Annotated in this window: 14 protein-coding genes; 7 read left to right on the top strand and 7 right to left on the bottom strand. The window is 69.6% G+C overall.

Annotation, left to right across the window (positions count from 1 at the left end):
- The first annotated feature begins 62 nt into the window (after positions 1-62).
- Positions 63-1,070, top strand: a complete 1,008-nt coding sequence (locus tag Q5Z10_RS21270) for a zinc-binding alcohol dehydrogenase family protein (protein WP_303637310.1) — start codon at positions 63-65, stop codon at positions 1,068-1,070.
- 173 nt (positions 1,071-1,243) lie between these two features.
- Here the strand turns inward: Q5Z10_RS21270 and Q5Z10_RS21265 are convergent, their stop codons facing one another.
- The gene (locus Q5Z10_RS21265; RefSeq protein WP_303637309.1) at positions 1,244-1,849 is read right to left on the bottom strand and encodes a glutathione S-transferase family protein; all 606 of its coding nucleotides are present in this window, start codon (positions 1,847-1,849) and stop codon (positions 1,244-1,246) included.
- Positions 1,850-1,904: 55 nt separating this feature from the next.
- Between Q5Z10_RS21265 and Q5Z10_RS21260 the strand changes: the two genes are divergently transcribed.
- From Q5Z10_RS21260 to Q5Z10_RS21250, 3 genes are all read left to right on the top strand, one after another.
- The gene (locus tag Q5Z10_RS21260; RefSeq protein ID WP_303637308.1) at positions 1,905-3,473 is read left to right on the top strand and encodes a DNA recombination protein RmuC; all 1,569 of its coding nucleotides are present in this window, start codon (positions 1,905-1,907) and stop codon (positions 3,471-3,473) included.
- 61 nt (positions 3,474-3,534) lie between these two features.
- Complete coding sequence (locus tag Q5Z10_RS21255) at positions 3,535-3,924, top strand: hypothetical protein (protein ID WP_303637307.1); 390 nt, start codon at positions 3,535-3,537, stop codon at positions 3,922-3,924.
- A gap of 136 nt (positions 3,925-4,060) precedes the next feature.
- The gene (locus Q5Z10_RS21250) at positions 4,061-4,606 is read left to right on the top strand and encodes a glutathione peroxidase (protein ID WP_303637306.1); all 546 of its coding nucleotides are present in this window, start codon (positions 4,061-4,063) and stop codon (positions 4,604-4,606) included.
- Positions 4,607-4,690: 84 nt separating this feature from the next.
- Here the strand turns inward: Q5Z10_RS21250 and Q5Z10_RS21245 are convergent, their stop codons facing one another.
- The 6 genes from Q5Z10_RS21245 to Q5Z10_RS21220 are packed head-to-tail and all read right to left on the bottom strand — an operon-like array spanning position 4,691 to position 8,759.
- Positions 4,691-5,677: an MlaA family lipoprotein gene (locus Q5Z10_RS21245; RefSeq protein ID WP_303637305.1), complete on the bottom strand. Its 987-nt coding sequence runs from the start codon at positions 5,675-5,677 to the stop codon at positions 4,691-4,693.
- A gap of 1 nt (position 5,678) precedes the next feature.
- Positions 5,679-5,990, bottom strand: a complete 312-nt coding sequence (locus Q5Z10_RS21240) for an STAS domain-containing protein (protein WP_303637304.1) — start codon at positions 5,988-5,990, stop codon at positions 5,679-5,681.
- A complete protein-coding gene (locus Q5Z10_RS21235; protein ID WP_303637303.1) occupies positions 5,980-6,642 on the bottom strand; it encodes an MlaC/ttg2D family ABC transporter substrate-binding protein in 663 nt (220 codons plus the stop codon). Before Q5Z10_RS21235 ends, Q5Z10_RS21240 begins: the two co-directional genes overlap by 11 nt.
- Complete coding sequence (gene mlaD, locus Q5Z10_RS21230; RefSeq protein WP_303637302.1) at positions 6,639-7,163, bottom strand: outer membrane lipid asymmetry maintenance protein MlaD; 525 nt, start codon at positions 7,161-7,163, stop codon at positions 6,639-6,641. The genes Q5Z10_RS21235 and mlaD overlap by 4 nt, the downstream gene beginning before the upstream one ends.
- 58 nt (positions 7,164-7,221) lie before the next feature.
- The gene (locus tag Q5Z10_RS21225) at positions 7,222-7,971 is read right to left on the bottom strand and encodes an MlaE family lipid ABC transporter permease subunit (RefSeq protein WP_006404088.1); all 750 of its coding nucleotides are present in this window, start codon (positions 7,969-7,971) and stop codon (positions 7,222-7,224) included.
- Positions 7,971-8,759 (bottom strand): ABC transporter ATP-binding protein, encoded by a 789-nt coding sequence (locus Q5Z10_RS21220; protein WP_303637301.1) that lies wholly within the window; start codon positions 8,757-8,759, stop codon positions 7,971-7,973. The genes Q5Z10_RS21225 and Q5Z10_RS21220 overlap by 1 nt, the downstream gene beginning before the upstream one ends.
- Before the next feature lie 189 nt (positions 8,760-8,948).
- Between Q5Z10_RS21220 and recC the strand changes: the two genes are divergently transcribed.
- Genes recC through recD form a run of 3 tightly spaced genes read left to right on the top strand, consistent with a single transcriptional unit; the run spans position 8,949 to position 17,847 of the window.
- Positions 8,949-12,293, top strand: a complete 3,345-nt coding sequence (gene recC / locus Q5Z10_RS21215; RefSeq protein WP_303637300.1) for an exodeoxyribonuclease V subunit gamma — start codon at positions 8,949-8,951, stop codon at positions 12,291-12,293.
- On the top strand, positions 12,290-15,970 hold the full coding sequence (gene recB / locus Q5Z10_RS21210) for an exodeoxyribonuclease V subunit beta (RefSeq protein WP_303637299.1): 3,681 nt from the start codon (positions 12,290-12,292) through the stop codon (positions 15,968-15,970). The genes recC and recB overlap by 4 nt, the downstream gene beginning before the upstream one ends.
- Positions 15,967-17,847 carry an exodeoxyribonuclease V subunit alpha gene (gene recD / locus Q5Z10_RS21205; protein WP_303637298.1) on the top strand — a complete coding sequence of 627 codons (1,881 nt, stop codon included), beginning with the start codon at positions 15,967-15,969 and terminating at the stop codon, positions 17,845-17,847. The genes recB and recD overlap by 4 nt, the downstream gene beginning before the upstream one ends.
- Positions 17,848-17,864 lie beyond the last annotated feature (17 nt).

Below are 17,864 nucleotides of genomic sequence, written 5' to 3'. Positions count from 1 at the left end.
GCCTTTCTGCGGCAGCCTGCGCGGCGCACCCTGTCGCCTCCTTCCCCCATTGGACCGCTGCCATGCGCGCCATTGCCTATACCCATGCCGGCCTGCCGATCGACGATGCGCAGGCCCTGATCGACATCGAACTGGACCTGCCGCAGCCCGGCCCGCGCGACCTGCGGGTGGCGGTGCGCGCGGTGGCGGTGAACCCGGTCGACACCAAGGTCCGCCGCAACGTGGCCACCGACGGCCCGCGCGTGCTGGGCTGGGACGCGGTGGGCATCGTCGATGCGGTGGGCAGTGAGGTGACCCTGTTCCAGCCGGGCGATGCGGTCTACTACGCAGGCGTCATTGATCGCGCGGGCAGCAATGCCGAGTACCAGCTGGTGGACGAGCGCAGTGTCGGCCGCAAGCCGGCCCGTCTCGACGATGCCGCCGCCGCGGCACTGCCGTTGACCGCGATCACCGCATGGGAACTGCTGTTCGACCGCCTGCGCATCGCCGAGGGCGGTGGCGAAGGCCAGACCCTGCTGGTGATCGGCGCTGCCGGTGGCGTTGGCTCGATCCTGGTGCAGCTGGCGCGCAAGCTGACGAAACTGACGGTGATCGGTACCGCGTCGCGGCCAGATACCCAGGAATGGGCCTACGCGATGGGTGCACACCACGTGATCGACCACCGACTGCCGCTGGCCGATGGCCTGGCGCGGCTCGGCATCAGCGAAGTGCAGCACGTGGCCAGCCTGACCCACACCGACCAGCACTACGCGCAGATCGTGGAACTGCTGGCGCCACAGGGGCAGCTGGGGCTGATCGACGATCCCGGCCAGCTGGATGTGATGGCGCTCAAGCGCAAGGCGCTGTCACTGCACTGGGAATCGATGTTCACCCGGCCGCTGTACCGCACCGCCGACATGCAGCGCCAGCACGACCTGTTGAACCGTGTGGCCGGACTGATCGACGCGGGTGTGCTGCAGACCACGCTGGGCGAGCACTTCGGGCGCATCGATGCAGCCAACCTGCGGCGTGCCCATGCGCTGCTGGAGAGCCACCGCGCCAAGGGCAAGATCGTGCTGGAAGGCTGGTAACGCCCGGTCGTTCCCGAAGGGCCTGGCCCGCGTTCGGCTGCGGGGGGCGCATGCCGCGCGGCCGGGCATGGGCCAGGCTCCACGACAGCGCTTTCCGAACGTTCCGCCGTCCCCTCCATGCATGGAGGGGGTCTACCGTGCCGACCCCCGCCAACCGCTGCCGGAGCCTGCGCTCACGCCACGCCGTTGTCGACGTGGGTGGTGAAACCCGGCTGCTGTCGCAGGCGTTCGAACCATGCTGCGAGGTGGGGCAACGCGGGCTTGCTGCCCGGCGTGCTGCGCCAGCGTTGGGTCGACAGCCCGAGCACGATGTCGGCGAGCGTGAAGGTGTCGCCCGCCACGTGCGCATGGCCACCGGCCAACTGCGTGTCGAGCACCCCCATCAAGCGGTTCCACTGCACCAGGCTGGCCTCGGCACGGGCATCGTCCGGATAGTCCGGATGCTGGCGCACGCGCGCCATGAACACGTGCCGCCACGCGCTGTTGAGGTCGCTGGCCTGCCAGTCCATCCACTGCTCGACGCGGGCGCGCCCCTGCGCCGCGCTGGGCAGCAGGTCGTCACGGCCCGCGCGGGATGCCAGGTAGCGGCAGATGCTGTTGGATTCCCACAGCACGAAGTCGCCATCGCGCAGGACCGGTACCTGCCGGTTCGGGTTCAGTGTGGCCAGCAGCTCCGCCGGCGGCGCAGGCTCATGCTGCAGGGGCAGATCAAGTCCCGCGCACAACCACAGCACCTTGCGCACATTGATGGAGGTGGGCTTTCCGTACAGAGCGATCATGGGTATTTCCGGGACGGGCCGACCCAGCCTAGCGCAGCGGGGCTAAACTGACCGCATGAATATCGAAGTCCTCATGATCCTGGCGGTGGTCCTGCTGCTGGCGACCCTGGCGGCGTTGCTGCTGCTGTGGCGTCGCACCCCTGGCACTGCCGGATCAGACGATCTGCAGCGGCAGCTGGACCGCGAACGCGAACAGCATCGTCTCGCCCTGGTCGATGCCGGCCAGCTGCGTGGTCGCCTCGATGCGCTGAGTGCGGAACTGGAAAGCGAACGGGGTCGCAGCCAGCAGCACGCACAGGCGGTGACCACGCTGACCGCGCGGGTGGAACGCGAAGCGGCACTGTCGGCCAGTCGCGAAGCGCAGCTGGCCGAACGTGAAGAGGCGCTGGCGCAGGTGCGCGCGGCCGCTGCTGCCACCAGCAGCGAACTGCAGCAGGCGCAGCAGCGCTACCAGCAGCTGCATGGAGAACATGCGCGCGCGGTGGCCAACCTGCAGCACTCCGAACGGGCCAGTGCCGAACTGCGCGGCTATCTCGATACCGCCAAGGAAAAGCTGTCCGGCGCCTTCGCCGAACTGGCGGGCAAGGTGTTCGACGAACGTGGACAGCAGTTCGAGAAGAACGTGCGGCAGGCGACGGTGCAGTCGCGCGCGGACATCGAGGGGCTGCTCAAGCCGTTCGCCGACAAGCTGGGCGACTTCCGCACCCGCGTCGATACCCTGTATGGCGAGGAAGCGCGCCAGCGCGCCAGCCTGCTCGGCGCGGTGGGCGAACTGAAGACGCTCAACCAGGACATGGCGGCGCAGGCATCGGCGCTGACCAATGCACTGAAGGGCAACGCCAAGGTCCGCGGCGATTGGGGCGAGTTGATGCTCGACAACGTACTGCGCGGCTCGGGGCTGGAGGAGGGCGTGCACTACCAGCGGCAGAAGCACGCCGTGGATGACGAGGGTGCGCGCCTGCGACCGGACGTGGTGGTGCAGTTCCCCGACGAACGCAGCGTGGTGATCGACAGCAAGGTGAACCTGATCGCCTGGCAGGAAGCGATGAATGCCGCCACCCCGGAGCAGTCCGAGGATGCGCTGCGCCGGCACGCGGTTGCGTTGCGCCAGCACGTGAAGGATCTGGGCGAGAAGAATTACCCCAAGGCACTGGGCAGCGAGACGCTGGACATCACCATTGCCTTCGTTCCCATCGAGGGTGCCTTGTCGGCCGCACTGGGCGCCGATGGCAGCCTGCAGGCGTTCGCCTTCGACAACCGCGTGGTGTTCGCCTCGCCCAACACCCTGATGGCGCTGCTGCGCGTGGCCGAGCGCCTGTGGACGCGCGACAAGGTGCAGAAGCAGGCGCTGAAGATCAGCGAGGCCGGCGGCCTGGTGCTGGATGCGTTGACCGGGTTCCTGAAGGACTTCAACGCCATGGGCGGCAAGCTGGACGATGCCGCCAAGGCGTACGCCGATGCGCGCAATCGCCTGATCGATTCGCCGCAGTCGGCCATCAGCCGCGCCCGCCGGCTTGCCGAACTGGGCAGCAAGGCCAAGCGCGCGCTGCCGCCGGAACTGACGCCCGATCCGATGCAGCAGCTGGGTGCATCGGAGGACGACGAGGGCGGCAATGTGGGCTGACACGCCCTGTGCACCTGCGTCTGGTTATGCTGGGCGCCCTGTGTCCGTGGCGGGTATCGACATGCGCTTGCGCTCCTGTGCCGTTGTTGTCCTGGCTGCATTGCTGGCCGCGTGCAGCAGCACCGCCCCGGTTGCTGACACGACCGGGGCCGCTCCGTCCCCCGAAGCCACCGCGGCCTACCGCGAAGCACGTGACGTCGACTGCCAGGCGGCCGGTGGCACCCTGCAGCGGCTCGGCCGGCTGCAGCGCGAGCAGTGCGTGATCCCCTATGCCGACGCCGGCAAGGCCTGCAGCCGCAAGAGCGACTGCACGGGCCAGTGCCTGGCCGCGGGCGAGGTGGTGGCCGGTGCTGTGGCGTCCGGCACCTGCCAGCGTGACGCCAGCCAGAACTTCGGTTGCCGCCAACGCATCGATGACGGCAAGGCGCAGGGCACGATCTGCGTGGATTGACCGTCGTGCCGGGCGCGGGCCGGCAGCGGCATGAACACCGCGAAACAACCGCACGGTGGCCGGCCTTCGGCCGGCACGTCGGGCATCGCGCAGCGCTATGCTGGTGGGCCTTTCCCGCCGTAGCCGGAGCCCCCGCGTGAGTACCTCGATCCAGGACATTTCCCTCACCACCATCGACGGCCAGCCGTCCTCGCTTGCCGACTACCAGGGCAAGGTGCTGCTGCTGGTCAACGTGGCATCCAAGTGCGGCCTGACCCCGCAGTACGAAGGCCTGCAGGCGCTGTATGCGGAAAAGCAGGCACAGGGCCTGGAAGTGCTGGGATTCCCGGCCAACAACTTCCTGGGCCAGGAACCGGGCAGCGAGGCGGAGATCCAGCAGTTCTGCCAGCTGACCTACAACGTCGGCTTCCCGATGTTCGCCAAGATCAGCGTGGCCGGTGAGGACACCCATCCGCTCTACCAGCAGCTGACCGCCGCACAGCCGCAGGCGATCGGCGAGGGCCCGCTGCGCGAGCGCCTGGCCAGCAAGGACATTCCGATCCACGCGGCACCGGCGGTGCTGTGGAACTTCGAGAAGTTCCTGGTCGGCCGCGATGGCAAGGTCATTGCCCGTTTCGCCCCGGACGTGGCGGCCGATGACGCGCGCCTGCGCGAGGCCATCGAGGCCGCGCTGGCCGCCTGAGGCAGCAGCCACGCGGCGCATGGTGCCTGCCGCAACGAAAAACCCCGCCGGAAGGCGGGGTTTTTCATGGGCTGCCGGCCGTGCTCAGTTGGTCCACTGCGGCATCGGCATCGCATCCACCGGAATCGGCGAATTGGCATCATCGCTGCCGCGCTCGCGCTTGCCGCGCAGATCGTTCTCGATCTGGTAGTTGCGGCGCTGCATCCACGCGTCGCGGACCAGGGCGTACTCGTCCACGGCGGTGTCGCGCAGATCGTCGATCGCCAGCAGCTGTGCACGGGTATCGACCAGCTGCAGGCCCTGCAGGCCGATGCGGTACTTGTCGGTCTCGATGCGGCGGATCGGCGACAGCGGGATGTCGCCGGCCAGGCCGAACACATCGCGCACGGTACGCGGACCGAAGAACGGCAGTTCCACATAACGGGAGCGGCGCCAGCCCCAGGCACCCAGGGTCTGACCGAAGTCCTCGTTGCGGCGCGGCACCATCGCCTTGCTGGCCGGATCGAACAGGCCGCCGATGCCCAGCGTGGTGTTCATCAGGAAGCGCCCCAGGCTGTCCCAGGCATCGGCCGGGCGGCCCTGCAGCAGCTGGTTGGTGATGGTGAGCGGCGCGCGCAGGTTGCTGAAGAAATTGCTCACGCCGGTGCGTGCGAAGCGCGGCACCACATGGGTGTAGGCGGTGGCCAGCGGCCGTGCGACGCCACGGTCGACCGCGTTGTTGAACGCGTGCACCTTGCGGTTGAACGGTTCCCACGGATCGTAGGCGGTGGTGCTGGTGGTGCTGCCGCTGGCGCCGTACAACGCGTCGAAGTCATCGTCGTCGCCGCTGGCCGACGCCGGGGCGCTGGCGCCTGCCTGGGGGGCGCCGGCTGCTGCCGGTGCCGGTTCCACAGCGGCGGCTGCCGGCGTCCCGCTGTCGACGGGGGTGGCGTCAGCGTCGGTTGCCGGTGCAGCGGTGTCGGCCGGCACCACGGTATCGGCCACCGGTGCGTCGCTGCGCGCCGGCTTGCCGGCACACGCACTGACTGCGGCGGCCAGGAGGATCAGGGGGAAAATGCGCACGACGTTCATGTCAGCTCGCAGCAGAAGTAGCGTTGAAGTCCAGGTCGGGCGACAGCCGATAGGCCGCGCTCAGTTCGTTGTAGCCGGCCGGCGCGCCGGAAATCGCCAGCGGATGGCCACCGTTGCGGGCGCGCGCGGCCAGCTCGGCCAGCAGGGCAAGGCCGGCGCTGTCCACGCGTTCGACTTCCCCCAGTTCCAGCCGCGTCAACTGTGCCGGCAGTGCCTGCAGCTGCGGCCACAGCGCGATCACCGCGGCACGGTCGAGCACCCCGCGCAGGCGCAGGGTGTCGCCTTCCAGCAGTGCCAGCGTCTTACTTGCCATTGCCAGCCGGCCCGGCCTGCATGCTGCCGCTGCGCAGTTCGGTGGCCACCTGCTTGATGCCCTTCTGGCGCAGCGGCGCATCGAACTGGTTGCGGAAGGTCTGCACGTAGGAGATGCCCTCGATGTTCACATCGAAGATCTTCCACTGGCCACCTTCATTGCGCATCCAGTACTCGACCGGGGTCGGCTCGCTGCCGGCGCGCACCAGTTCGGTCAGCACGCGGACGCCGCGGTTGCCCGGCAGCGGGCTCTCGCTCTTCAGGCGGAAGCTCGGCTTGCCCTGGATGTTGAGCAGGGTCGAACCGTAGCGCTGCATCAGGTTGTCGGCCATGGCGCTGGCGAACAGCTTGATATCGGCATCGGCGGCGCCACGGGCATGGGTGCCCAGCACCAGACGTGCGGCATAGTCGCGGTCGAAGGTGCGGTTGAGTTCGCTGTCGATGTAGCTGCGCAGGCTGGCCGGGTTGCTGCTGAACTCGGCGCGGCGCTGCTGCAGGGTGGCCAGGATGCGGGTGCTGGCGTCGATCACCACCTTGCCGGCCTGGCCCTGCGGGGCGGCGGCAGCGGGGGCGGCGGCCTGTGCCTGGGCCAGGAACGGGGTGGCCAGCAGCAGCGACGAGGCGAGCAGGGCCGGGATCAGTTTCATCTTCATGGTTGCGGTTCCGTTGCAGGCGCCTGCGCGCCATCGTTGGGCTTCTGAGCAGCGCCGCCACCGGCGCCGCCACTGAACATGTACTTGCCGACGAGCTGGATCAGGTCCACGGCGGGCTGGGTGAAGACGATCTCCTCGCCGGGCTTGAGCACGTCGGGGTCGCCACCGGGCTGAAGACCGATATAGCTCTCGCCGAGCAAACCACTGGTGAAGATGCCGGCGGAGGTATCGGCCGGCAGATCCTTGACCTTGCTGTCCATGCGCAGGGTCACGATCGATTCGAACTTGACCGGGTCCAGGTCGATGGCTGCGACCTGGCCGACGGTGACGCCGCCGATCTTCACCGGTGCCTGCTTGCGCAGCTGGCCGACCTGCGAGAAGCGGGCCTTCAGTTCGTAGCCCTCGCCGCCCCAGCTCCAGCGCTGGTTGGTCGAGGCCACGGCCAGCACCAGCAGCGAGGCCAGGGCCAGCAGCAGGAAGGCGCCGACGGAGAATTCGAGTCTGGGACCGCGGATGGCCATGTGGATTACCTGATCGAGTCGTGGTGGCCGCGCGCCGATGCGCGCCGCCGGGGAAGGGTTAGGTGAACAACATTGCCGACAGTACGAAGTTGAACATCAGCACCAGCAGCGAGGCGTTGACCACCGCACGCGTGGTGGCCACCGAGGTGCCTTCGATGGTCGGCTCGGCGTGGAAGCCGACGTAGGCTGCCACCAGGGCCGCGGTGCCACCGAAGATGGCCGACTTCAGCATCGCCACGCCGAAGTCGTCCCAGAAGTCCACGCTGCCGCGCAGCGCCGACCAGAACACGCCGTTGTCCAGGCCCAGCACATGCACTGCTTCGAAATAGCTGGCGCTGATCGCCAGCGAACAGAAGATGCCGGTCAGCAGCGGCACGGTCAGCACCGCCGCCCAGAAGCGCGGGGCCACCGCCTTGGCCACCGGGTCGATGGCCATCAGTTCCAGCGCCTTGATCTGGTCGGTGGCGCGCATCAGGCCCAGTTCGGCGGCGATCGAGCTGCCGGCGCGGCCGATGAACAGCAGCGCGGTCAGCACCGGTGCCAGTTCGCGGTACAGCGACAGGCCCAGCAGGGTCGACAGCGCGTCGGCCGCGCCGAAGGTGGTCAACGTGCGGTAGCCCTGCAGGGTCAGGACCAGGCCGACGAAGGCGCCACCGACGGCAATGATCGGCAGCGAGCGCGCGCCGATCTTGTAGATCTCGCGGGTCAGCTCGGCCAGGAAATCACGCGTGGGCAGAGAACCGCGCAGCACGGTGAGCGAGAACAGGCCGGCGCGGCCCAGTGAGCGGGTGGCTTGCACGAACGGCATCAGGCAACCCTCGCGCGCGGTGCGGCGTCGAAGGGAATGGGGCCATCGGGCTGGCCGTGCAGGAACTGCCGCAGCAGCGGATCCTGGCTGGCCTGCAACGCCTCCGGCGTACCCTGGAACACGATGCCGCCATTCGCGATCGCGATCACCTGGTCGCAGATCGGCAGGGTCTCATGCACGTGGTGGCTGACGATGATGCTGGTCAGGCCCAGGCTGTGGTTGAGGCGCTGGATCAGGCTCATGATCACCCCAGAGGCGATCGGATCCAGCCCGGTCAGCGGCTCGTCGTAGATCATCAGCGGCGGGTCCAGCGCCAGCGCGCGGGCCAGCGCCACGCGCCGGGCCATGCCGCCGGACAGTTCGCGCGGCCAGGCATCGGCAGCGGCCAGCAGGCCGACCGCATGCAGCTTCATCTGCACCAGCCGGCGCAGTACCGCAGCCGGCAGGCGGGTGTGGGTGCGCAGCGGCAGCGCGACGTTCTCGGCCACGGTGAGGTCGGTCAGCAGGCCATTGCCCTGCAGCAGCACACCCACGCTCTTGCGCATTTCCAGCAGCGCGCCGCTGTCACGCGGAATCGGCTTGCCGAACAGGGTGACCTCGCCGGCGACCGGGCGCAGTTCGCCGGTCAGCGCCGCCAGCAGGGTCGACTTGCCGCTGCCGGACGGGCCGAGCACAGCGGTGATGCTGCCCTTCGGCACCTGCAGCGATACGTCGCGCAGGATCGTGCGTCCGCTCCGGTCGATGCGGACGTTGGACAACTGCACCAGACTGGAGATGGAAGCCGACATGGGCACCCTTAACGTTTTTTCGACATTGAAGGATCGGGTCAGCCGGCTGAACATAAGCAGACTGGACGGTCCAGTATTGTGGCACGGCACGGCCCCTGCCAGACCGGGACAATCGGCCGGCAGCCCGGAACAATCCGTACCGGCGATGGGCTGACCATTGAATACTGCCTGCCGTGCTGCACACTGTGCATGATGAGTGACCCGGGCAGCGATTTCCGCCTCTACCATTCCAACTCCCTGGACGTGCTGGCCGCGCTGCTGGCGCGCAACGTGCGTGCGCCGGTTGCGGGCCAGCCGTTGCTGGCGCCGGAAGTGGTGCTGATCCCGCAGGTGGCGATGCGGCGCTGGCTGCAAGCGACACTGGCCGCAGAATTCGGCGTTGCCGCCAATCTCGAATTCCTGACCCCCGGTGAGTTCGTGGCCCGCGCACTGAAGGCCAACATCAGCGGCGAGCAGGATGACCTGGACGCGGCCGGCCTGCATTGGAAGCTGTACCAGGCGCTGCGTGATCCGGCGCTGCTGGCGCAGCCACCGATGCGCGCGCTGCAGTCCTATCTTGCCGGCGATGACGCACTGAAGCCGTGGGCGCTGGCCGGGGAGCTGGCCTCGGTCTTCGAGAAGTACCAGGCCTGGCGCCGTGACTGGCTGCTGCGCTGGGCCGCCGGTGCCGATCCGGCCGACCCGCAGGCGATCCTGTGGCGCACCATCACCCACGGCCACGACTATCGCGCGCGCCGCATCCAGGAGTACCTGGACCGTTTCGAAGGCGCCGGACAGCCCTTGCCGAAGGGCCTGCCACCGCGCATGTCCGCATTCGCAACGCTCAACATCTCGCCCGACGTGCTGCGGGTGATGGCCACCCAGGCGCGGGTCGGCGAGCTGCACTTCTACATGCCCACCCCGGTGCAGTCGTACTGGGGCGACCTGCAGACCCTGGCCGAGCGCCTGCGCAGCGGCGCGCCCGATCCCTTCGGTGAAGCGGCCGGTGAGAACCGCCTGCTGGAAGCCTGGGGTGCGGCAGGCCGCGACTTCATGGCGGTGCTGGGCAGTTACGAGGTGGTGCACCCGGCTGGCGAGATCGCCGCCTATTCCGATCCGGAAGAGGACACACGCCCGACCCTGGACGAAGGTGGCCTGTCCGACAGCCTGCTGCACCGCCTGCAGCGCGATCTGTTCCACCGTCGCGCGCTGCCTTCGGGGCCGCTGCGCGACGGGCTGCGCCGTGATGACCCGAGCCTGCAGGTGCATGCCTGCCATACCCGCCTGCGCGAGCTGCAGGTGCTGCACGACCAGCTGCGCAGCCTGCTGCAGGACCCGCGCTTCGATCCGCCGCTGCAGGCGCGCGAGATCGCGGTGCTGGCGCCGGACATCGACCCCTACGTGCCGTACCTGGAAGCGGTGTTCGGCGGCCGTGGCGGCGAGGAGGAGCACATTCCCTATGCGCTGGCCGACAGCAGCCCGCTGGCCGGTGAACCGCTGGCCGATGTGTTCGTCCACCTGCTCGGCCTGCCGGTCTCGCGCTTCGGCCTGAACGAAGTGCTGGACCTGCTGGCCAGTGCGCCGCTGGCTGAAGCGGCCGGTCTGGACGCGGTGGACTTCGACCGCCTGCATGGCTGGTTGCAGCAGGCCGGTGCACGCTGGGGCCTGGATGCGAAGCACCGCAACCAGCACCAGGCACCGGCCGACGATGCCTACACCTGGCAGTTCGCGCTGGATCGCCTGGTGCTCGGTCATGCAACCGGCAGCGAGGCCGACCTGGCCGGTGTCGCACCGTGGATCGAGCTGGAGGGCGGCGCGCTGGAGGCGCTGGACCGGCTGCTGCGCCTGTTGCGCGTGTTGGCGGTCTACCAGCGTCGCCTCGGCGAGCTGCTGACGCCGGCACAGTGGCGGCAGCGCCTGCTGTCGCTGCTGGACGCGCTGCTGCCGACCGCACCGAGCTCGCCCAACAGCCAGCGCGCGCTGGAGCGGCTGCGCAAGCTGCTCAACCAGTTCGCCGACGATGCCGCCAAGGCCGGCTTCGCGGACGGAGTGCCACCGGAGGTGGTGCGCGCGCACTTCGCCGGCGCGCTGGGCGAGGCCGATACGCGCGCGCCGCTGCTGACCGGTGGCATCAGCTTCGGCCGCATGGTGCCGATGCGCCTGCTGCCGTTCCGGGTGATCTGCGTGCTGGGTCTCAACGACGGCGATTTCCCGCGCCGTGACCCGGCGGCCGGCCTCAACCAGCTCACCGCCGAGCTGGATACGCCGCGCCGCCGTCCGGGCGACCGCTCCACCCGCGAGGATGACCGCTTCCTGTTCCTGCAGCTGTTCGCGGCCGCGCAGGACGTGTTCTATCTCAGCTATCTCGGCGCCGATCCGCGCGACGGCAGCGTGCGCGAGCCTTCGGTACTGGTCAGCGAACTGATCGATGCCGCCGCCGCGTATCACCTCGATCCGCCTGCGGCCACCAGCGACTTCACCGTGCGCCACGCACTGCAGCCGTTCTCACCGGCGGCGTTCGGTGATGGCGATCCACGCCGCTTCAGCTATCGCCGGCAGTGGCACCCGGCGGCGGGCCGTCTCACCGGCCAGCGTGGGGGCCTGCAGCCGTGGTTCGATGCGCCCTTGCCGCCGCTCGACGAGGCGGTGGAAGACGAGGTTGCGCTCGATACCCTGCGCCGCTTCCTGTGCGACCCGGCCGGGCAGTTCCTCGCGCAGTCGCTGGGCCTGCGCCTGGCCGACGATGTCGAGGAGGTCGATGACCTGGAACCGCTGGTGCTGTCCTCGCGCGGCCCGGAAAAGCGCAGCGTGCAGGCGGCGGTGGTGCGTGCCACGCTCAGCGGCGATACCGAGCCGTTGTACCCGCGGCTGCGCGCGCGCGGCCTGCTGCCGTCCGGCCCATTGGGCGAGCGCCAGTTCGAGGTGGAGCAGGTGAAGACGCGCCCGTATGCCAGTGCATTGCTGGGCTGGATGCAGGGCGAACCGCTGGAAAGCCGCCGCTACGACGTGGAGATCGATGGCGTGCGCCTGCATGGCCGGGTGGCGGACCGGCACCCCGGCGGGCTGGTGCGTCTGCGCGTCGGCACCCTCAATGGCACTGCGGTGATCCGCCAGGGGCTGGACTGGCTGCTGGCCAACGCGGCCGGCGATGCCCTGCCGCTGGTGCAATTCCACGATGGCGGCGACGCCGGTCCCGGCCCGCATGTGCTGCCGGCACTGAGCGTTCCGGCCGCACGCGCTGCGCTGCGCGCACTGCTGCAGCTGCGCCAGCGTGGCCTGCGTGAACCGCTTCGCTTCGCTCCGTACACGGGCTGGGTGCTGTACACCACGGCCGGCGAGAAGCAGCGCAGCGAAGGCTGGAAGCAGTGGCATGGCAGCGACCGCAGCTGGGGCGAATCCAGCAGCGACGCCTGGCAGCTGCTGCTGCGCGGTGCCGACCCGTTCGCCACCGACGCCAGCTATGCCGACCTGCTGCGCAACAGCCAGGTGGTCTTCAGCGCAGTGCGCGAAGGCCGCACCCTCGGCGCCGAAGCACGCCAGGAGGGCAGCGCATGAACACCGCCATCGCCGAAGACGGCATCGGATTGCCCAGCCGCGACCCCTACCTGGCCCTGCCGCTGCACGGCACCCGCCTGATCGAAGCCAGCGCCGGTACCGGCAAGACCTTCACCCTGGCCACGCTGTTCACCCGCCTGGTGGTGGAGCAGGGCCTGCGCATCGGCCAGATCCTGGCGGTGACCTTCACCGACGCCGCCACCCAGGAACTGCGCAAGCGCATCCGCGAGCGCCTGGCGCTGGCCGCGCGCCTGGTCGATCTGGAACCGGCCGAGGGCGAAGCACCGGATGTGAGCCTGACCCGGGAAGTGCTGCAGCGCCACCTGCAGGGCGGTTCCGAGAGCGCCGCCGCCCTGAAGCGCCGCCTGCAGGTGGCTGCCGACGAAATCGACCTGGCGTCCATCTTCACCATCCACGGCTTCTGTACCCGCGTGCTGCGCGAGCATGCGCTGGAGAGCGGCCACACCTTCGACCCGCCGGAGCTGCTGGCCAGCGACCGCGAGTTGCTGGAGGAGCTGGCCGCTGACCTGTGGCGGGTGCATGCCAACGACGCGGCCACACTGGAGCCCCTGACCTGGCTGTGGTCCAACCCCGATGCGCTGGCTGCCGATCTGCGCGCGCTGCTGGCTGCGCCGCCACTGCACCCGTTGCCACAGCCGCTGGCACTGGCCGATCCGCACCCGGCATTGCAGGCCACCGCCGCCGAACTGCAGCAGGCGCTGCGCGAGCATGGCGAGCAGTTCTTCATCGACCTCTGCGATGCTGTCGACAACAAGTGGATCAACGGGGTGTCCTACAAGCTGGGCTGGCTGCACCCGCTGGGCCGGCAGCTGCTGGCCTGGGCCGAGCGCGCCGACCCTCGCGAGCTGCTGGCCAGCGAGCGCCTGCCGGCACTGCTGCCGGAGGTGCTGGCCGACAAGACCAACAGGAAATTCTCTGATCGCACGCCATCGTCGCCATTGCAGGCGCCGTTGGCGCGCTATGTCGCGCTGCTGGCCGAACGCGATGCCTGGTTGCGTGCCACCGCGCTGGATTTCCTGCACGCGCTTCGCGCCGACGCCGCGCAGCGCCTGCAGGCGTTGAAGCGCACACGCCGGGTACAGACCTACGACGATCTGATCGATGGCGTGGCGGTGGCCCTGGAAGGCCCGCAGCGGCCGGCGCTGGTGAAGCAGCTGCGCGCGCAGTACCGCATCGCGCTGGTCGATGAGTTCCAGGACACCGACGACCGCCAGTGGGGCATCTTCCACAGCGTGTTCGGCGATTCGCCGGAGGTGCGCGAGCTCGGCCTGGCGCCGGCGCTGTTCCTGATCGGTGATCCCAAGCAGGCGATCTACGGATTCCGCGGTGGCGACATCCACACTTACCTGAAAGCCAAGCAGGAGGCGCAGCAGGCGCCGGCGCTGGACCAGAACTTCCGCTCGCGACCGGCGGTGCTGCGCGCGCTGCAGGCGCTGTACGACAACGGTGGCGAAGACGCCTTCCTCGAGCGCGACATCCAGTTCGAGCCGGTGCGTCCCGGTGGCGTGCGCAGCGATGAGGACTACCTGCGCGATGGCCACGCCGCCGTGGCGCTGACCCTACGCGTGCTGCGCAGTGGCGGCGACAAGGCGATGAGTGCCGACGCCTCGCGCGATGCGGCAACCCGGGCCTGTGTGGCGGCGATCCACCAGATCCTGGTCGAGGCGCGTGCGGGCAATGCGGTGTTGCGTGGGCGCCCGGTGCAGCCCGGGGACATCGCGGTGCTGGTGCGCTCGCATCGCGAGGCGACGCTGGTGCAGCGTGCGCTGGCAGCGGTCGGTATTCCCGCGGTGGCAGCCGGAAAGCAGAGCCTGTTCGCCACCAGTGAGGCACGTGATCTGCGCGCGCTGCTGCTGGCGCTGCTGCAACCGGCCGACGAAGGCCGCCTGCGGGCAGCGCTGGCCACGGTGTTGCTGGGCCAGCGGGCCAGTGCGATCGCGGCGATGGAGCGCGAGGGCGACCTGCAACGCGGGTTCCAGGCGCAGCTGCTGCACTGGCGCGAGCGCTGGCAGCGCGGCGGACCGTTCGCGGTGATCGCCGATGTCTGTGCCGCACAGGGCGAGCGCCTGCTGGCCCTGATTGATGGCGAGCGCCGCCTGACCAATTACCTGCAGCTGGGCGAACTGCTGCAGGAGGCATCGGCACAGGCGCTGGGCATGCATGGCCTGCTGGACTGGCTGCAGGGGCAGATGGCCAGCGCTGACCAGGATGACGAGCAGCAGCTGCTGCGCCTGGAATCGGACGCACGGCGTGTACAGATCATCACCCTGCACAAGAGCAAGGGCCTGGAATACCCGCTGGTGTTCCTGCCGTTCGTCGGCATCGACGGTGGCGCACCGAACACCGCCTCGCACTGCACGGTGCACGTGGACGGCCAGCGCCAGCTGCACTGGAAGCTGGACAGGGACGCGGCCTGGGAAGCGGCCAGTGCCCAGCGCGAGCGTGAGCAGCGCGCCGAGGATGCGCGCCTGCTGTATGTCGGTCTGACCCGTGCCGAACACGCGCTGTGGATCGCCGTGGGCGATCTGGCCGGGCTGGGCAGGACACGGCTGGCACCGTTGCTGGGCGACCTGCAGGCGCTGCGCGCCCAGGCCGACGTGCACATCGATGACAGCGAGACACCGGCCACGCTGCCGCAACTGGCGGCCGACGTAGACGGTGAGCTTCCGGCGGTGCGTGCCCTGACCCGGCGCGTACCGCACGACTGGTGGGTGTACAGCTTCACCCAGCTGGCGCATGCCGATGCGGGCGCTGGCAGTGATATCGAAGCGGCCGCCACCGAGCTGCCGGCGCCCGCCGCCGACGAACCCGCGGGCCCGGAGCTGCCGCTGGAGCCGGCGCTGCCAGAACCCGCAGCGGCGGCCGAGGACAGCCCACCGATCGATCCACGCTTCATGGGCAGCCGCTTCGGCAACGTGCTGCACGAAGCGATGGAGAACGTCGACTTCGCGGCCTGGGGCGATTGGCAGCCCGGCCAGCAGGCGCCGGCGGGCCAGGCCGAGGTGCTGCGCAAGGCGCTGCACGACGAAGGCTATGCCGATGTCGATCTGGACGATGGCGTGGCCGTGCTGGTGCCGCTGGTCGGCCATACGCTCACCGTGCCGCTGCCCGAAGGCGGCGCGCTGCACAGCCTCGGCGAAGGCGAGCGGCGTGCGGAAATCGACTTCCATTTCGCCATCGAAGCGACCACGGTGCAGGCGTTGCTGCAGGTACTGCACGCGCATGGCGTCTCCGGCGCCCGCCGGGGATTCGGCCAGCGCCGTCGTCTGGAAGGGCTGATGACCGGCATGATCGACCTGACCTACGTGCGTGACGGGCGCTGGTACGTGCTCGACTACAAGTCCAACCGGTTGCCCGGCTACAGCCCGGACCTGCTGGCCATTGCCATGCGCCACAGCGAGTACGACCTGCAGGCGTTGATCTATACCGTGGCCCTGCACCGCTGGCTGCGCTTCCGGCTGGGCGCGGCCTACGACTACGAGCGTGACATGGGAGGCATCCGCTACCTGTTCTGCCGCGGCCTGGACCGGGCCGGCAATGGCGTGCATGTGGACCGTTTCCCGCTGGCGCTGGTGGATGCGCTCGACGCGCTGTTCGCCGGTGGCGAACAGGCCCAGGCCGAACTGGCCGCGCGTGCGCGTGGAGCCAGCGCATGAGCCTGCTGAAGGAACTGCACGGAAAAGGCCAGCTACGCACCCTCGACCACGCGTTGGCGACCAGCCTGCAGCGGCTGCGCGACGACACGCCTGAGAGTGTGGCGCTGGCGGCGGCGCTTGCGTCGCTGGCGGTGTCGCAGGGCCATGCCGCGTTCGATCCGGCACAACCGCAGCGGTTGCTGGAGGGTGTGCCCGAGTGGCCCGCAGCACAGGACTGGCTGGCACAGCTGCGCGCATCGCCGTGGGTCGCAACGCCGGAGCAGGCCGATGCCATCGCCGCGGATGCACCGCTGGTGCTGGAAAACGGCCTGCTCTACCTGCGCCGTTACCGCGAGTACGAGCGTCAGCTGGCGGCTGGGCTGCAGCGCATCGGCCGGCATCCGCTGCCGGCCCCGGACATGGCCGCGTTGGCGCCGTTGTTCGCGCAGCTGTTCCCGCAGGCATCGGGCAGCGAGGACCACCAGGCACGCGCCGCCGGCGTGACCCTGCGCCACCCGCTGGCGCTGGTCACCGGTGGCCCGGGCACCGGCAAGACCACCACCATCGCGCGGCTGTTGCTGCTGCTGGCCGCGCAGGCCCGGCACGCCGGCCAGCCGCTGCCCGAGGTGGCGCTGGCCGCGCCTACCGGGCGCGCCGCCGAGCGCATGGCCGAGAGCCTGCGCGTCGCCGTGCAACGCCTGCAGGAACAAGGACTGGATACGGCGCTGTGCGCGGCGCTGCCCAGTACCGGCACCACCCTGCATCGCCTGCTCGGGGTGATTCCCGATTCACCGCGCTTCCGCCACCATGCCGACAACCCGCTGCCGGTGGACGTGGTGGTGGTCGACGAGGCCTCGATGATCGACCTGCCGATGATGGCCAAGCTGGTCGACGCGATCGCCAGCGGCACCCGCCTGATCCTGCTCGGCGACCCCGATCAGTTGCCCTCGGTCGAGGCCGGCGACGTGCTCGGCGCGATCCTGCGCGCCAGCGGTGATGGCATCGGCACCCGCGCCGACGACGCCCAAGCGCTGCACGGCCTGCTGGCGCCGGCCACCTTGCAGCCGCAGGCGGCACCACGCGCCTTCGCCGGCCGCCGCGTGCAGCTGCAGCGCGGTTACCGGCAGAGTGATGCGCTGGACCTGGCACCGCTGGCACACGCCGTGCGCGACGGCGACAGCAGCACCGCGCTGCAGCTGCTGCGCGGTGGTTCACTGGCCGGCGTGCACTTCCACGAAGGCGAAGCCGATCCGCTGCGCGGCCAGCGCGAGCACCTGCTCGGCCACTGGCGTGCCCTGGCCGAGGCGACCGATCCGGTACTTGCCCTGCAGCAGGCCGGCCGTCTGCGCGTGCTGACCGCGCTGCGCGAAGGCCCGCAGGGCGCGCGCGGGCTCAACAGCCGCATCGAACAGTCGCTGGCCGGTAACGCCCCTGGCTACTTCCAGGGCCGCCTGCTGCTGGTCACCGAGAACAGCTACCGGCACCGCCTGTTCAACGGCGATATCGGCATCTGCCTGCGCGATGGCAGCGGCGCGATGGTGGCCTGGTTCCCCGGCGACAGCGTCGACCAGCCGCGCGCCTTCCACCCGGCCGCACTGCCCGCGCACGAAAGCGCCTTCGCGATGACCGTGCACAAGGCACAGGGCTCGGAGTTCGATGAGGTGTGGTTGCAGCTGCCGCGCCAGGACAGCCGCGTGCTGTCGCGCGAACTGGTCTACACCGGCCTGACCCGCGCCCGCCAGGTCCTGCACGTGGCCGGCAGCGCAGAGGTGCTGCAGGCTGCGTTGAAACGCCACGCCAGCCGATTGGGTGGCCTGGCCTGGCGGCTGGGTGCGGAAGCGGTGGTCGAACTACCGGCACGCATCGAACAACCTGCGGTGCAGGGCACGTTGTTCTGACGGGGGGGCGATGCGCT

The organism is Stenotrophomonas sp. 704A1, assembly GCF_030549525.1.
GTDB lineage: Bacteria > Pseudomonadota > Gammaproteobacteria > Xanthomonadales > Xanthomonadaceae > Stenotrophomonas > Stenotrophomonas tuberculopleuritidis.
The sequence above is the reverse complement of the archived record's forward strand: the minus strand, read 5'-3'. Positions and strand labels throughout refer to the sequence as shown.

Coding starts and splice junctions, on each gene's coding strand:
- Q5Z10_RS21270 (WP_303637310.1), top strand. CDS start 63: ATGCGCGCCATTGCCTATACCCATGCCGGCCTGCCGATCGACGATGCG.
- Q5Z10_RS21265 (WP_303637309.1), bottom strand. CDS start 1,849: ATGATCGCTCTGTACGGAAAGCCCACCTCCATCAATGTGCGCAAGGTG.
- Q5Z10_RS21260 (WP_303637308.1), top strand. CDS start 1,905: ATGAATATCGAAGTCCTCATGATCCTGGCGGTGGTCCTGCTGCTGGCG.
- Q5Z10_RS21255 (WP_303637307.1), top strand. CDS start 3,535: ATGCGCTTGCGCTCCTGTGCCGTTGTTGTCCTGGCTGCATTGCTGGCC.
- Q5Z10_RS21245 (WP_303637305.1), bottom strand. CDS start 5,677: ATGAACGTCGTGCGCATTTTCCCCCTGATCCTCCTGGCCGCCGCAGTC.
- Q5Z10_RS21240 (WP_303637304.1), bottom strand. CDS start 5,990: ATGGCAAGTAAGACGCTGGCACTGCTGGAAGGCGACACCCTGCGCCTG.
- Q5Z10_RS21235 (WP_303637303.1), bottom strand. CDS start 6,642: ATGAAGATGAAACTGATCCCGGCCCTGCTCGCCTCGTCGCTGCTGCTG.
- mlaD (WP_303637302.1), bottom strand. CDS start 7,163: ATGGCCATCCGCGGTCCCAGACTCGAATTCTCCGTCGGCGCCTTCCTG.
- Q5Z10_RS21225 (WP_006404088.1), bottom strand. CDS start 7,971: ATGCCGTTCGTGCAAGCCACCCGCTCACTGGGCCGCGCCGGCCTGTTC.
- Q5Z10_RS21220 (WP_303637301.1), bottom strand. CDS start 8,759: ATGTCGGCTTCCATCTCCAGTCTGGTGCAGTTGTCCAACGTCCGCATC.
- recC (WP_303637300.1), top strand. CDS start 8,949: ATGATGAGTGACCCGGGCAGCGATTTCCGCCTCTACCATTCCAACTCC.
- recB (WP_303637299.1), top strand. CDS start 12,290: ATGAACACCGCCATCGCCGAAGACGGCATCGGATTGCCCAGCCGCGAC.
- recD (WP_303637298.1), top strand. CDS start 15,967: ATGAGCCTGCTGAAGGAACTGCACGGAAAAGGCCAGCTACGCACCCTC.